Origin of the sequence: Aestuariirhabdus sp. LZHN29 (genome assembly GCF_049985285.1) — a bacterium.
In the GTDB taxonomy this organism is placed as follows: Bacteria; Pseudomonadota; Gammaproteobacteria; order Pseudomonadales; family Aestuariirhabdaceae; genus Aestuariirhabdus.
Genome location: NZ_JBNIEU010000001.1, coordinates 828,818 through 842,005, shown reverse-complemented (window position 1 = coordinate 842,005; position 13,188 = coordinate 828,818). Strand labels below are relative to the sequence as shown.

Annotated in this window: 14 protein-coding genes, 1 tRNA gene and 1 pseudogene; 12 read left to right on the top strand and 4 right to left on the bottom strand. The window is 57.6% G+C overall.

All coding sequences use genetic code 11. The features are described from left to right. The first annotated feature begins 30 nt into the window (after positions 1–30). The 5 genes and pseudogenes from ACP3PW_RS04105 to ACP3PW_RS04085 all read left to right on the top strand — a co-directional run bounded on the left by ACP3PW_RS04105 (position 31) and on the right by ACP3PW_RS04085 (position 3,663). Positions 31–783: a substrate-binding periplasmic protein gene (locus tag ACP3PW_RS04105; protein WP_426415394.1), complete on the top strand. Its 753-nt coding sequence runs from the start codon at positions 31–33 to the stop codon at positions 781–783. Positions 784–907: 124 nt separating this feature from the next. Further along, entirely contained in the window at positions 908–1,381 is a 474-nt protein-coding gene (locus tag ACP3PW_RS04100) for a MaoC family dehydratase (RefSeq protein WP_426415393.1), read from the top strand. Positions 1,382–1,394: 13 nt separating this feature from the next. Continuing rightward, positions 1,395–2,318 (top strand): SDR family NAD(P)-dependent oxidoreductase, encoded by a 924-nt coding sequence (locus tag ACP3PW_RS04095; protein WP_426415392.1) that lies wholly within the window; start codon positions 1,395–1,397, stop codon positions 2,316–2,318. Positions 2,319–2,565: 247 nt separating this feature from the next. Then, positions 2,566–3,234, top strand: a pseudogene (locus tag ACP3PW_RS04090) (methyl-accepting chemotaxis protein); the annotation flags it as partial. 45 nt (positions 3,235–3,279) lie between these two features. Beyond that, positions 3,280–3,663 (top strand): CZB domain-containing protein, encoded by a 384-nt coding sequence (locus ACP3PW_RS04085; protein WP_426415899.1) that lies wholly within the window; start codon positions 3,280–3,282, stop codon positions 3,661–3,663. A gap of 97 nt (positions 3,664–3,760) precedes the next feature. On the opposite strand, the gene ACP3PW_RS04080 is transcribed toward ACP3PW_RS04085, so the two are convergent. Further along, positions 3,761–4,051: a DUF1244 domain-containing protein gene (locus ACP3PW_RS04080; RefSeq protein WP_426415391.1), complete on the bottom strand. Its 291-nt coding sequence runs from the start codon at positions 4,049–4,051 to the stop codon at positions 3,761–3,763. A gap of 153 nt (positions 4,052–4,204) precedes the next feature. On the opposite strand from ACP3PW_RS04080, the gene ACP3PW_RS04075 reads away from it, so the two are divergent. The 5 genes from ACP3PW_RS04075 to ACP3PW_RS04055 all read left to right on the top strand — a co-directional run bounded on the left by ACP3PW_RS04075 (position 4,205) and on the right by ACP3PW_RS04055 (position 7,967). Next, complete coding sequence (locus tag ACP3PW_RS04075; RefSeq protein WP_426415390.1) at positions 4,205–4,645, top strand: acyl-CoA thioesterase; 441 nt, start codon at positions 4,205–4,207, stop codon at positions 4,643–4,645. Positions 4,646–4,729: 84 nt separating this feature from the next. After that, the gene (locus tag ACP3PW_RS04070; protein ID WP_426415389.1) at positions 4,730–5,479 is read left to right on the top strand and encodes a substrate-binding periplasmic protein; all 750 of its coding nucleotides are present in this window, start codon (positions 4,730–4,732) and stop codon (positions 5,477–5,479) included. A 75-nt stretch (positions 5,480–5,554) separates the two neighbouring features. Next, a complete protein-coding gene (locus tag ACP3PW_RS04065; RefSeq protein WP_426415388.1) occupies positions 5,555–5,905 on the top strand; it encodes a pentapeptide repeat-containing protein in 351 nt (116 codons plus the stop codon). Between the two features lie 102 nt (positions 5,906–6,007). Further along, the gene (locus tag ACP3PW_RS04060; protein ID WP_426415387.1) at positions 6,008–7,072 is read left to right on the top strand and encodes an alpha/beta hydrolase; all 1,065 of its coding nucleotides are present in this window, start codon (positions 6,008–6,010) and stop codon (positions 7,070–7,072) included. Next, positions 7,062–7,967: a chemotaxis protein gene (locus ACP3PW_RS04055; RefSeq protein ID WP_426415386.1), complete on the top strand. Its 906-nt coding sequence runs from the start codon at positions 7,062–7,064 to the stop codon at positions 7,965–7,967. The genes ACP3PW_RS04060 and ACP3PW_RS04055 overlap by 11 nt, the downstream gene beginning before the upstream one ends. A 65-nt stretch (positions 7,968–8,032) precedes the next feature. Here ACP3PW_RS04055 and serA read toward each other — a convergent pair whose 3' ends face one another. Then, entirely contained in the window at positions 8,033–9,262 is a 1,230-nt protein-coding gene (serA, locus tag ACP3PW_RS04050) for a phosphoglycerate dehydrogenase (protein ID WP_426415385.1), read from the bottom strand. 337 nt (positions 9,263–9,599) lie between these two features. Between serA and ACP3PW_RS04045 the strand changes: the two genes are divergently transcribed. Continuing rightward, a tRNA-Thr gene (locus ACP3PW_RS04045) sits at positions 9,600–9,675 on the top strand. Positions 9,676–9,774: 99 nt separating this feature from the next. After that, complete coding sequence (locus ACP3PW_RS04040) at positions 9,775–10,368, top strand: arylesterase (protein ID WP_426415384.1); 594 nt, start codon at positions 9,775–9,777, stop codon at positions 10,366–10,368. 213 nt (positions 10,369–10,581) lie between these two features. Here ACP3PW_RS04040 and ACP3PW_RS04035 read toward each other — a convergent pair whose 3' ends face one another. Both ACP3PW_RS04035 and ACP3PW_RS04030 read right to left on the bottom strand, forming a co-directional pair. Further along, positions 10,582–11,970: a cryptochrome/photolyase family protein gene (locus tag ACP3PW_RS04035; RefSeq protein ID WP_426415383.1), complete on the bottom strand. Its 1,389-nt coding sequence runs from the start codon at positions 11,968–11,970 to the stop codon at positions 10,582–10,584. Next, positions 11,967–12,944, bottom strand: coding sequence for a YbgA family protein (locus ACP3PW_RS04030; RefSeq protein WP_426415382.1), 978 nt, complete (start codon positions 12,942–12,944; stop codon positions 11,967–11,969). Before ACP3PW_RS04030 ends, ACP3PW_RS04035 begins: the two co-directional genes overlap by 4 nt. Positions 12,945–13,188: the final 244 nt, after the last annotated feature.

The following is a 13,188-nucleotide window of genomic DNA, read 5'->3' as shown; positions in this document are numbered from 1 at the left end:
GTTTTCATTGAGTTCTAATGGAGGGCGTCCGTGCGAGAGCGCAGTCCCAATGTTGGTCAAAGCTGTGTAACGCCCGCTGGTTACTGCGGTATCGCCATCGTGGCGATGCTGCTGGCGTTGCCTGCGCACGCGGAGTCCCGCCTGATGCTGGGCTATGTCGAGTTTCCCCCTTTTTTCTATACCGATGCCCGCGGCGAACCCCGGGGCGAGATCATTGATATGGCTCGCAAGGTAGCCGAACTCGCCGGCTATGAGCTCTCCGCCGCCTCTTTTCCCCCAAAACGGTTGGAAAAAAACCTCGTCGAGGGGCGCATCGATCTGTGGATCGGACTCGATACCTTCGCACGAATGAAGGCCAATACGCTGTCCAGCAAAACGGTCGTCTCCACTATTGAGCTGCGGGCCTACCATGAAGCGGACATGGCGCCTATTGGTGACTTGAAGCAGCTGTCTGGAATGCGGGTAGGGGTCTATCATGGCTACTCCTACGGGGGCTGGATGTCCAGAATCCAGGACCCGGCCAGTGGCATTGAGCCGGTGGTAGTTCGTATGCGGCCCAATGCGGCGAAGATGCTGGAAAGCGATCGTATTGACTATCTGCTCGACTATCGGGGTCCCTTTGAAAGTCAGGTGCACCCCAACGTTGCGAGGAATCTGGAGTATGAACCCCTGGCCACGTATAACCTCCGCTTTGTGGTCTCCAAAAAGCATCCGCAGGCCTATCAATTGATGAGCAAACTGGAAGGTGCCTGGCATAAGCTGAGGCGGGAAGGGCGCCTCTAGGCCTAACGGGCACGGTTCTATCGCCCCGCTTGTGGTTTGGACTATTCACCCCGGTGATAGTGGTTGTGTGGAATCTGGCTCCGTTGCAGCATGGCTCCATCCTAATGGCCTTGTGGAGGTCTCCATGCTGAAAACGGTTCCGGCAGCGCAGCTGTCCGACTATGTTGGTAAAGAGTTGGGGCGTTCGGACTGGTTCCCTATCGACCAGTCGCGGGTTGACGCCTTCGCCGAGGCGACCCTCGATCACCAGTTTATACACGTCGATGCAGCCCGGGCCGCGCAGACGCCCTTTGGCGGTACCATTGCCCACGGTTTTCTTACCCTTTCCCTGATACCTCACCTGAGCGAATCGGTGGGCGTTGTTCCTGAAAATGTGGTGATGGGCATTAACTATGGCTGCGACAAGCTGCGCTTCCTGCAACCGGTGGCCGTGGGTAGCGAGGTCCGTCTTCACTCCCGCTTGCTGAGTGTGAGCGAGAAAAATGAGGGGCAGTTTCTGTTAAAAAACGAGATAACAATCGAAATCAGGGGCCAGCAAAAGCCGGCGCTGGTGGCGGAGTGGCTGACGATGATGATCACAGCCGTCGAGGACCAATAGGGAGAATTGCGGAATGAGCATTGGATTTGATGGGCGTGTAGCGATCGTAACGGGGGCGGGAAATGGTCTAGGGCGCTCCCATGCACTGGCGCTCGCCGAGCGGGGCGCCAAGGTGGTGGTAAACGATCTGGGTGGCGCCCGGGACGGCAGTGGGCGCTCGTCGGAGGCGGCCGAAGAGGTGGTGGCATTGATCCGGCAACAAGGGGGCGAGGCGATCGCCAATGGCGCTAATGTGTCCTCGCAAGTGGACGTTGAGGCGATGGTTCAGCAGGCGCTGGCGGCTTGGGGGCGGGTCGACATACTGGTCAATAACGCAGGCATCCTGCGCGATAAGAGCTTTGCCAAAATGGAGCTGGATGACTTCCGTTCGGTGATGGAGGTTCATGTGATGGGGGCGGTGCACTGCTGCAAGGCGGTGTGGGAAACGATGCGCCAGCAGCAATACGGTCGTATCGTGATGACATCTTCGTCCAGTGGTCTCTACGGCAACTTCGGGCAGTCCAACTACGGCGCTGCGAAAATGGCTCTGGTGGGGTTGATGAATACCCTGCATCTGGAGGGCATAAAGTACGGTATTCACACCAACACGCTGGCGCCGACCGCCGGCACCCGAATGACCGAAGACCTTATACTCGACAAACGAATTTTTGATGTAATGACCCCCGCAGCCGTAACTGCGGGACTGCTGGTGCTGTGCAGTGAGCAGGCACCAGCGCGCCAAATTCTATGCGCCGGTGCCGGAGGCTATGCGCGGGCACGGATCTACGAAACAGAAGGCATCTTCCTCGCGCCGGAGCAGCAAACCCCGGACAATGTGTTGGCCGGATGGGACCGCTTGTCCGACACCCAGGGGCAGAAGGCGTTGCAGGCCGGTGGCGAGCAAACCCTGAAATTCATTGGCAAGGCAGCGGTAGCGCAGGGGGTCAAGTTGGACTAGTGGAACGGTCCGCGGTGGAGGCAATGGTGTCGCCGCGAGGGCTATCCCGGCAGAGCCCTGTCACTGCGCTATACTGCGTGCCGATCACTCAAGGTTTCGCAACATCAGCCGATACTATTTACCCCGGCAGGCCCCGTGCGCGACCTGCGCCGCGAAATGTCTGCCATGGGTTATATTTAAAGACAAATCCCAGAGTTTTTTGCCGAGCATTGTACTAGGCTAATGTTCCGTTTTTCAGGAGGCTGCCATGCCCTTTGTATCCCAAGCCCGCTTAGACGAGGCTGCGCGCACTATCGAACAGCAACAGCAGCAGATTGACCAGCTTCGAGAGGAGTTGGTGGCGGCTCAGGCGACGCAGATGGAAGTGGAGCAGTCGATGGTGGAGTCGGAATCGGTCCTCTCCCATCAGCGTGAGATGAACGAACTCTGGCTGAGCTCCTCGGACATGGTCAATGAGGTGCGCATGGAGGTGGCCGAGTCCGCAACAGAGTTGCGCGGTCACCGTGACCAGTTTCAGCAGTCGGTTGAGCTGTTTGATCGCGTCATGGCGTCACTGGTCGCTACCAGCGAGGCGATGTCGGAGATCCATGACAACGCCCTCACCACCATCGAGTCGACGAACAAGCTCAAGCAAGCCGCGTCGGGGATAAACAGTTTTCTGGCGATGATCAGGGGAATTTCGGAACAGACCAACCTGCTGGCACTCAACGCTGCGATCGAAGCTGCCCGCGCGGGTGAGCAGGGGCGGGGGTTTGCGGTCGTCGCCGACGAGGTGAGAACCCTGGCCCAGCGCTCGGCGGAAGCCACCAACGAGATCTCCGCGCTGGTGGAGCAGGTCAACCTGGAGATGGATGCGGTGGCGTCGGGTATCGGCAGTATCGGCGAGAGGAGCCAGTCGGTGAAGCAGGGTACCAGCGAAACCCATCAGATCAGTAGCCAGATCGTGGCGCTGTCCCAACAGATGTATCAGGTTATCACCCAGTACACCGACAACTCCTTTCTGTTGACGGTAAAGCTGGATCATATCGTCTGGAAGCTGGACGTATACCAGGTGATGCTGGGTATGTCCGACAAGACCATTGAGCAGTTTGCGGACCATACCATGTGTCGTTTGGGTAAGTGGTATTACGAAGGGGAAGGGAGTACAAACTTCAGCAAATTCAATGCTTTCCGGTCACTGGAAACGCCCCATGCGGCGGTGCACCAAAATGGGCTTTCAGCCCTCGACGCCCAGCAAAAAGGCGATCTTGGTGACAGTCTCGGTTACCTGACCAAAATGGAAGATGCCAGCCGTGAGGTGCTGCGGTTGTTGACCGATCTCGAGCGTGAGGTGGCTCGCGCCTAGTTCGCGCCATTGAAAACCGCAGCGAGCCGATGCGTAACGTTGCGGTAGGGGCATTGATCGGGGGGCGTGGGCGCTCGCCGCCCCGCGACCCCGGTGCTTACTCTTTGGGTTGGCTCTCGGCAAATTGTGCCAGCTGCTCGGCGCTCGCCTCCTGCTGGTATTTATCTTTCCATTGGCTGTAGGGCTCTCCATACACCCGTTCACGGGCCTGCTCGTAGTTGATCTCGACCCCCTCATCGGCGGCAGCGGCCACCATCCATTTGGAGAGGCAGTTACGGCAGAAGCCGGCCAGATTCATCAGGTCGATATTTTGCACATCCTTGCGCTCATCCAGGTGTTTGATCAGACGGCGCAGTACGGCGGCTTCAATCTCGGTTTGTTTGTCCATGGGGTCAGGTTGCTCCGGTAGGTGTCAGTTAGGGATACACACCCTGTGTATCAGCATTCCCCGTGGGGATGCAACCTCCTGCTGGATCTACCTTGCTCATTGCAGCAGATATTGCGAAGGTGACCCCTCTGGATTTTAATCAGGAGCATTACCATGGCAAGGCCACGCCCTCCCCAGCGCGATGAGTACCCTGTGTTCTATGAGTTTGCCAGCCGTTGGCACGACAATGATTGCTACGGCCATTTTAACAACACGGTGTACTACGCCTACTACGACTCGGCGGTTAATCGGTATCTGCTGGAGGAGGGTGGGCTGGATATTCAGCGCGGTAGCCAGATTGGCCTGGTAGTGGAGTCGGGCTGCCGGTTTCATGCCGAGCTCAGGTATCCCGAGCGGGTGGATGTGGGGGTCCGGGTCGGCAAGCTGGGCAATAGCTCGGTGCGCTACGAGGTCGCGCTGTTTCGCAGTGGAGAGGCGCAGGCCGCCGCCGATGGATTTATGACCCATGTCTTTGTAGACCGACAACAGCGCAGGCCTTCACCCCTTTCCGGAAAGCTGCGCGATGCCCTGGCGCGCTTGGTGGTAGCGGGCTAATTGCCGTGCTTTTGACCTCGGTCTATGGTTTATTGAGCACTTATTCTATAACTTTCCCGAGTCGATCAATTAAGGAGTAGATCCGTGAAAGGAAGCTGGACCCGACACTGGGGCTTACTGGGGATTCTCCTGTTCTCCCAGGCGCTATGTGCCCAGGATGTCGAGATAGCGATTGGCGAATCGCTGCCACCCTATGTGTTGGGCGAGCAGGATGCGGGTCTGGAGGTCGACATCATCCGCGAGGCCCTGGCGCTGAAAGGGCACCAGGTGCGTTTTTACTACAGTCCAAACCTGCGCATCCCGAGGTTGATCGAAAGCGGTCGTGTTGACGGGGTTGCGGTGAATCGGGCTTACGATGTCAGTCGCGCGCTTAATCGCAAACTCTACCCATCGGATACCACCCTGACCTACCAGAACTTTGCGATTACCCGAATTGACTCCGGCCGGGAGATTCTTAGCGTCGACGACCTTTTGGAACCCCGCGTGATGGCATTTCACGGTGCGAAGGATTACATGGGGGATCGTTTTGCCGAGATGGCGGCCCGCAATCCTGAATACAAAGAGAATGCCGACCAGGCGATCCAGCCCAAGATGCTGATGGCCGGCCGGATCGATGTGGTCGTGGCCGACCTGCGAATTTTTGAGCATTGGTACCAGCGCGCCTTTGGCAGCGAGCCGGAGTTACCCGTGCGCTACCACCCCATATTTCCTCCCTCCCCCCGCGCTGTTACTCTGGTGGACAGCCAATTACGCGATGACCTTAATGATGGTTTGCAGCAACTCCACCGCAGCGGTCGCTATATGCAGTTGCTGGAACGTTACAATGACCTGTAGTGATTACTTTACTTGTGGGCAAAAAAGGTCTGTAGTTAAGGGGGCGTAACCTGACCACCCACACGGGAGTAAGACATGGGTAATGAAACCCCCCAAATCAAGGATGATCCCCTCTATCAATTGCTTAGGGATGAAAACATAGAAGCGTTTAACCAGCAGCGGAGCCAGGGGGTGAGTGGAGATCTTAGTGGTGCCGATCTGCGCGGACTGGACCTGCGGGGCATGGTCGCAGCGGGGCTGGATATGTCGGGCTGCTATTTTCGGAATACCGATCTCCGAGGCGTCGATTTCACCAGCACCAATCTCAATGGAGCCAGCTTCAAGGGTGCCAAGATATCCGGCTGCTTCTTTCCGGTAGAGGTTCGTGCTGAAGAGTTACTTGTCTCTATGGAGCACGGTATTCGGGTGCGCTACCACCGCCCCTGAGTACAGGTTGCCCCTCCCGACAGTAAAAGCGCCTGCACCTCTTTTACTGGCACTTTCTCTGGGGTAGCTTAACGGTATCTTCGTGAAAGGAAATCTTGCTCAATGTCAGCTTCTGCTAACCAGGATTGGTGCCAACTGTTGCAGCAGATGGGTGAGCAGCTCCGACCCTTAGGGCTGGGGCAGCTGTCGGAGCTCAGCGACGTCGAGCGCCGGGGCCTCGATCGTTACGGGGTGCTATTGTCGCCGCAGCAGGTCAGGCAGTCGGTCGGGTATTTTGAGCACCAGGGGCAGCGTATTGCCCTGTACCGTTTTCGTCCACTCCAGGCTCGTGGCAGCTGTTTCTTGCTGCACGGCTATTACGATCACGTCGGTCTCTACGGCCACCTGATCCGTTTCCTGTTGGGGCAGGGTTTCGAGGTGGTCGCCATCGACCTGCCGGGACATGGTCTGTCTGAGGGAGAGCGCGCCTCGATTAAGGAGTTCTGCCACTATCGGCAACTGTTGGGCGAGCTGGTTTCCAACGCCGCTCGTGACGGCCTGCCCAGGCCTTGGGTCGCCATGGGGCAGAGTACCGGGGCCGGCATACTGGCAGATTTTGTGCTCAGTGCTGATGCGACCTCGAAAGCTAAGGCACACTCGCCCTTCGATCAGTTGGTGATGCTGGCTCCCCTGCTCAGGCCCCATCGGTGGCCGCTGGCACGGATCGCCCATTGCTTGTTGAACCCCTTGATCCGGGAGATACCGCGTAGCTATTCGCGCAACAGTAGTGACGAAGCATTTTTGGACTTTGTCCGCTACCGGGACCCCTTGCAGCCACGGATTCTGCCCTTGGCCTGGGTGGCTGCCCTGGGGCGTTGGATCCCTCGAATGCTGGCGGCCTCGCCATCGCAATGTGCGTCACTGATTGTGCAGGGGGAGGCTGATCAGACCGTCGACTGGCGTTTCAATATACCGGTGTACACCCGACTGTTTCCTGCCGCAAAGGTACTCTATTTGCCTCAAGCGGGGCACCATTTGGCGAATGAGTCGGTATCCTTGCGCGAGTATTACTTGCACTGGCTGTCGCAGAACCTGATTAATGATGGGGGTGTTGGTGCCGATACCAAGGGGTATACTAGGGTTCAAGAAGACGAAATAGAGACAGTGGAGTCGTTTGATGCAGAGTGATCGCACCGGTTCAGAGGGGAGTCGGCAGGAGTTGTTACTGTTCCAGCTTAAAGGACGACAGCCGTTCGGCATCAACGTGCTTAAAATTTGTGAAATTATCCCCTACGAGCCGTTGAATCAGATCCCCTGTTCCCATCCAGCGGTTATCGGTATCGCCAAACTGCGGGGCCAGCCCCTGACGGTGATTGATCTGTCAGTGGCGGTCGGGAAGGCGTCGATAAAGGATCTGGAGGCAGAGACCGCCTCGATTGTGATCACCGAATTCAATCGTTCCATTCAGGGTTTTTTGGTGCGAAAGGTAGATCGCATTGCCAGCTTTGACTGGACAGATATATTACCCCCGCCCGCAGGCAGCGGAAACAGTAGCTACATCACCGGGGTAACGAAGATCGACGATGAGCTGGTGGAGATCATCGACGTCGAGCGTGTGTTAAACGAAGTCACGCCACCGGAAGATATCGCCGGTGGTTATGTGCGCCAGTTGGATGAAGCGCACCTGAAAGCGTTGCAGAAAAAATGCATTCTGGTGGTGGATGACTCCGCCATGGCGCGCAAGCAGATCGCACGCACCCTGGAAACCATTGGTGTTCCCTATTATTTGGCCCGGGATGGTAAAGAAGCGCTGGAGAAGCTGCGCGATCTTAGCCATAGCGAGGGCAAGCATGTCGATATGATTATTTCCGATATTGAGATGCCGGAAATGGATGGCTATACGCTTACCAAAGAGATCAGGAAAGATGAGGAGTTGTCGTCCAGTTATGTTTTGCTGCACACCTCATTGGCAGGGGAGATTAGCGCCCGGAACGCAACCCGCAGCGGTGCAAATGCCTCGCTGACAAAGTTTGTTACCGATGAGTTGACCGAAGCGGTGATCGAAGGTTTGAGCGTCTCCTGACGCCGTTAGTGGGGTGTCAGAAAAAAGCCGGCATCGAAGCCGGCTTTTTTATTACGCGGTAGCGATCAGTAGAGCACGCGACAGCGGATAGTGCCGTCGACCTTTTGTAGCTTTTCCTGGGCGATCTGGCTCTGATCCGCTTCAACATCGATCACGACGTAGCCAACCTTGTCGTTGGTTTGCAGGTATTGACTGCAAATATTGATGTTGTGGTCGGAAAATACACTGTTGATTGAGGTCATGACGCCCGGCACGTTGCGATGAATATGGAGAATACGGTGCTGGCCTGCGTGGGTGGGCAGCGCCACCTCGGGGAAGTTAACCGAGGAGGTGGAGGTTCCGTTGTCGCTGTATTTGGCCAGTTTCTCTGCTACCTCAACACCGATGTTGGCCTGCGCCTCCATGGTGCTGCCGCCGACGTGGGGGGTCAGGATAACGTTGTGCAAGCCGCGCAGCGGGGAGATGAACTCCTCATTGTTAGAGCGGGGCTCTACCGGGAATACGTCAATCGCCGCGCCCAATAGTTTCTTCTCGGACAGTGCAGCGGCCAGGGCGTCGATGTCGACTACGGTGCCCCGGGATGCGTTGATCAGGATTCCGTTTTGTTTCATCGCGGTGATCTGCTCGGCACCGATCATATTTTGGGTGGCCTGGGTTTCGGGCACATGAAGCGTCACGATGTCGGAGGTAGCTAACAGCTCTTTGAGGCTGTTGATCTGGGTGGCATTACCCAGTGGTAACTTGGTAATGACGTCGTAGAAGCAGACCTCCATGCCCAAGCCCTCAGCGAGCACGCTAAGCTGGCTGCCGATACTGCCGTAGCCGACGATGCCCAGGCGCTTGCCGCGAACCTCGTAAGAGTTTGTTGCGCTCTTGCGCCACACACCCTGATGGGCCAGAGCGCTCTTCTCGGGTACGCCTCGTAGCAGCAAGATGGCCTGGGCGAGCACCAGTTCAGCGACCGAGCGGGTGTTTGAATAGGGGGCGTTAAAAACAGCGATGCCGCGCTCGCGGGCCGCGTTGAGGTCAACCTGGTTGGTCCCGATGCAGAAGCAGCCGACGGCAACCAGTTTCTTTGCAGCATCGAAAATCTCTTCGGTGAGCTGGGTGCGTGAGCGGATGCCGATAAAATGGGCATCGGCGATGCGAGCCTTGAGCTCGTCATCGGGTAGAGAGGTCGTGAGGTAATCGATGTTGGAGTAACCGGCTGCCTTGAGATTATCAACGGCGCTTTGGTGCACCCCCTCGAGTAGCAGGAATTTGATCTTGCTTTTTTCTAGAGACGTAGTGGCCATTGTGGCTCGATCCTCGTTCATTCCGGTGGGAGTAGGTCGCCAATCCGGAGCTTATTGACTGCAAATGGTATAGAAAACGGATACTGAAATACCTGTTCCGGGGTGCATGGGTGACTCTTGGAAGTCACCGGTTTGCGGGCTCCCCCGGGCGAGGGGCGCCTATCATACCACAGCAAATCTGGATTTCTTCCCCGGATTGGTTGAATTATATTCAGGCATTTATGAGGGCGGTGCAGAGGCCGAGAAGCGCATGGAAGGGCATGGCAAATTCAGGCCTCGGGGGGATGGCACCAAGGCTGGAACTCACCGTCAGCCCTTTGCTACACTCTGGCGCAGTGCCGGTATAGCTCAGTTGGTAGAGCAACGCATTCGTAATGCGCAGGTCGGAGGTTCGACTCCTCTTACCGGCACCACCTTCCTGCTTGTTTGTTTCGGCCCCCTCTTTGTCATCATCGGCGAGGGTGGCAGAGCGAAATTTAACCGTATTTGTTGGCTGTAAAGAGGGACTGCCGGTGCGTTATCTAATGCTGTCGCTGCTGCTGTTGGCCGGGTGTGGCGATGGGGCTATCGAACGCTTGGCCCCCGATGAGGTTTTGTTAGCATTTGGTGATAGCCTGACGGCCGGGGTGGGGGCGGGTGGTGAAAGCCTGTCCTATCCCGCCCAGTTGCAGCGGCTCAGTGGACGCACGGTGGTCAATGGTGGAATCTCCGGCGAACAGACGCCTCAGGGGCGCGAGCGCTTGCCGGCATTGCTCGACGAGGTGCAGCCCCGGCTGCTGATTCTGCTTGAGGGCGGCAACGATATTCTCCGCAGTCGTCCTGGGGCAGAGATTCGCGGGAATCTGGCGGCTATGATCGAGGCTGCGCAGGGACGTAATATCCAGGTGCTGCTGGTGGGGGTGCCGCAAAAAAGTCTCTTTTCCGATAGCGCCCCCCTCTACGAGGAGCTAGCCGAGCAGTACGGCCTGCTATTTGAAGGTGAGCTGCTCGCTGACCTGCTACGCACCCCGTCGCTGAAATCCGACCCTATCCACCTCAACGCGGAGGGCTATCGCCGCTTGGCGCAGGGTATTCAGCAGCGTTTGCAGGAGGCGGGCGCACTTTAGTCGAAATCCGCAGGCCGGACGGGTTATGGTCGTGGATAGATCGCCATTAGAGCGTCCTGTTTGCTACTGAGGCGTCAGCTAAATGAGCAGCAATAAAGGGCAAGAGTGCGGTCAGGACTCGATCTCTCGACCTGTTTTCCTGGGTTGCACCGCAAGGCGTAGTCCTGTGGATTCTTTATCGGCGCCCCTCCCCGAGGGGCGTTTTTTTCGCTCTCATGTCAATACCCGAAAGCGCTCCAGTACCCGCTCCCGCGCCTGTCGGTAGTCGATGACGGGCTGGGGGTAGCCGAGCTGCTCGCGCAGCGCCGGCGGGGGATTATGAATCAGGCGATTTTCGACGGTGGCAAGTTCGGGGATCAGTGTGCGGATAAACTGGCCCTCGGGGTCGAACCGCTCCGACTGCCGGGTTGGGTTGAAGATACGAAACCAGGGCGAGGCGTCGCAACCCGTCGACGCGCTCCACTGCCAGCCGCCGTTGTTGGAGGCAAAGTCCCCGTCCAGTAACTGCTCCATAAAGAAGGCTTCACCGATGCGCCAATCCACCAGTAGCAGCTTGCAAAGAAAACTGGCGGTCAGCATACGCAGCCGGTTATGCATCCAGCCGGTCTGTCGTAACTGGCGCATGCCCGCATCCACCAGGGGAAATCCGGTACGACCCTGTTGCCAGGCCACCACCCCCTCCTCGTTCCGCTCCCATTGCAGCGCGCGGGTTTGCAGCTTAAAGGGTTGATTACGGCTCAGGCGAGGGAAACCGATCATCAGGTAGCGGTAAAATTCTCGCCACCCCAGCTCCCGTAGCCAGGGGTCGTCACGCCATTCCCAGCCATCCATCGTGGCCAGTTGCCGAATCACCTGTAGGCAGCGGCGGGGGCTTAAAAGCCCATTGGCTAGATAGGGTGATAGGCCGCTGGTCCCGTTGATCGAGGGGATGTCACGACATTCGCTATAGCGGGCACGCCGCTCTTGCACGAAGTGGGTAAGCCGGGACAGTGCGTGCTGTTCGTCGGCGGGCCACAAGTCACGGCGGTAGGGCTCGCTTCCTGGCAGCGCAATGGCAGCGGGTGCTGGCAGGGGGGGCGCTATCGCTTCGGGCTCCGGCAGGGTGCAGTCGCCTATCTCCGGTAACTGCTTGAGCCAGGCTCGGTACCAGGGGGTAAACACCTTAAAATAGGCGCCCTGCTGATTGAAAACCGGCTGCGGTAGGATCTGGTCACTTACCTGCATCTCGTAGCGTACACCGGCGTCGGACAGTGCCTCGACCACCTGCTGATCCCGGTGTCGCTCATCAACGGGGATCTCTTCGTTAAACCAGAGCTTGCGGATACCTCGTTGTATGCAGTGGTCGACAATGCATCCGGGGAGGTCGTCAAAACGGGCAGCCTGGATAACCTCCAACGGGATACCTCGTTGCGCCAGAGCCTGTCCCAGCTGGTTGAGGGCATCTTGCCGAAAACCCAGCTTGATGGGGGACTCATGGTGCAGCCGCCACTGGGTTGGAGTTATGCAGTAGAGGACGGCCACCGGCTGGCCCTGCTGGCAGGCATGGTAGAGGGCTGGATTATCGTCGAGGCGGAGGTCGTTGCGCAGCCATACCAGATTCATAGTTGATTGCTAAGCCCCAGGTCTTCGGGGTAGGGCTGCAGATAGCGCTGGGCCCGAAGGTAGTCGTTGCCTTCGCGGTCGATGTAGTGACGGAGCAACGTCAGCGGGGTAATCAGGGGTATTTTACCTTCACGATAGCGATGAATAATCTCGACCATGTGCTGACGAGCCTCCCCAGGAACGCTGCGTTTGAGATAGCCGAGCAGGTGCATCAGCACATTGGTATGGCCCTTGCGCCGTGCCGGAGCAGACAGGGCTGCCATCAATTGCGGGAAATAGAGTTGAATGACTTCGTCCAACGGGTTTTTGTGGGCTTCGCCCAGCAAGCGGCCGAGAGTTTTATAGGCCTTTTGGCTGTGGGCCATCAGTACATACTTGTAACTGCTGTGAAACTGCAACAATCGGTGGTAACTGGGGTTCGCTAACACCTCGAACCGAAAGTTGTGGTGGGCATAGACCCGCAGGACAAAATTTTCCCGCAGGTGAGCATCATTAAGGCGTCCCTCCTCCTCGACGGGAAGCAGCGGGAAGCGCTCCTTCAGTGCGGCCGCAAACAGTCCTCGGCCCCGATCGATGTGGGGGTGGCCGTTGGGTTGATAGACTTTGACTCTTTCGAGGCCGCAGCTGGGGGAGTTTTTCATCAGCACATAGCCGTCGAGCTGATCCCCTTGGTGGAGTTGATCGGCAAACCCCTGTTGCAGTTGCTCCGTGAGATCCTGCTCGGGCCGGTCCGTGTAGATCAGCCTCGGGGAGGTCGGATCACCGGTCAGTCGCAGCACCGGTCGCGGTGTTCCCAGTCCTGCTGCCATCTCGGGGCAGAAGGGGGTAAAGCTGAAGTAGTGACTGAGGCTGTCGAGACAGAGGCGGGATTGGCTGTGCCCTCCGTTATAGCGAACCTCATGGCCCAGCAGGCAAGCGCTGATGCCAACCTTGATGGAGGCTTGTGAAAGGGTTGTCGGCTGAAGGTCGTTCATCGGTCTATCCTCTACAGGATTTATTGGGTAAACACACCGCCGACCACCGCGCATCCGTGAACAGGGTGGAGTTAGTCGTAAAGGCCATGGTTATAGTATCCCCCGGGAGCTATATTTTGCTGTCGGAGAGTTATACGTTGGCCGTCGATTATTGGATCACCGTCGCGCAGAGAAATCGGGGAGGGTCGCGCCGAGGCCGTTCTTTGTTGCGAGGCGCGGTTGCAAGGTGAAGTTGTCTCATGGG

Coding starts and splice junctions, on each gene's coding strand:
- serA (WP_426415385.1), bottom strand. CDS start 9,262: ATGGCCACTACGTCTCTAGAAAAAAGCAAGATCAAATTCCTGCTACTC.
- ACP3PW_RS04100 (WP_426415393.1), top strand. CDS start 908: ATGCTGAAAACGGTTCCGGCAGCGCAGCTGTCCGACTATGTTGGTAAA.
- ACP3PW_RS04085 (WP_426415899.1), top strand. CDS start 3,280: ATGTATCAGGTTATCACCCAGTACACCGACAACTCCTTTCTGTTGACG.
- ACP3PW_RS04060 (WP_426415387.1), top strand. CDS start 6,008: ATGTCAGCTTCTGCTAACCAGGATTGGTGCCAACTGTTGCAGCAGATG.
- ACP3PW_RS04035 (WP_426415383.1), bottom strand. CDS start 11,970: ATGAATCTGGTATGGCTGCGCAACGACCTCCGCCTCGACGATAATCCA.
- ACP3PW_RS04080 (WP_426415391.1), bottom strand. CDS start 4,051: ATGGACAAACAAACCGAGATTGAAGCCGCCGTACTGCGCCGTCTGATC.
- ACP3PW_RS04075 (WP_426415390.1), top strand. CDS start 4,205: ATGGCAAGGCCACGCCCTCCCCAGCGCGATGAGTACCCTGTGTTCTAT.
- ACP3PW_RS04030 (WP_426415382.1), bottom strand. CDS start 12,944: ATGAACGACCTTCAGCCGACAACCCTTTCACAAGCCTCCATCAAGGTT.
- ACP3PW_RS04055 (WP_426415386.1), top strand. CDS start 7,062: ATGCAGAGTGATCGCACCGGTTCAGAGGGGAGTCGGCAGGAGTTGTTA.
- ACP3PW_RS04065 (WP_426415388.1), top strand. CDS start 5,555: ATGGGTAATGAAACCCCCCAAATCAAGGATGATCCCCTCTATCAATTG.
- ACP3PW_RS04095 (WP_426415392.1), top strand. CDS start 1,395: ATGAGCATTGGATTTGATGGGCGTGTAGCGATCGTAACGGGGGCGGGA.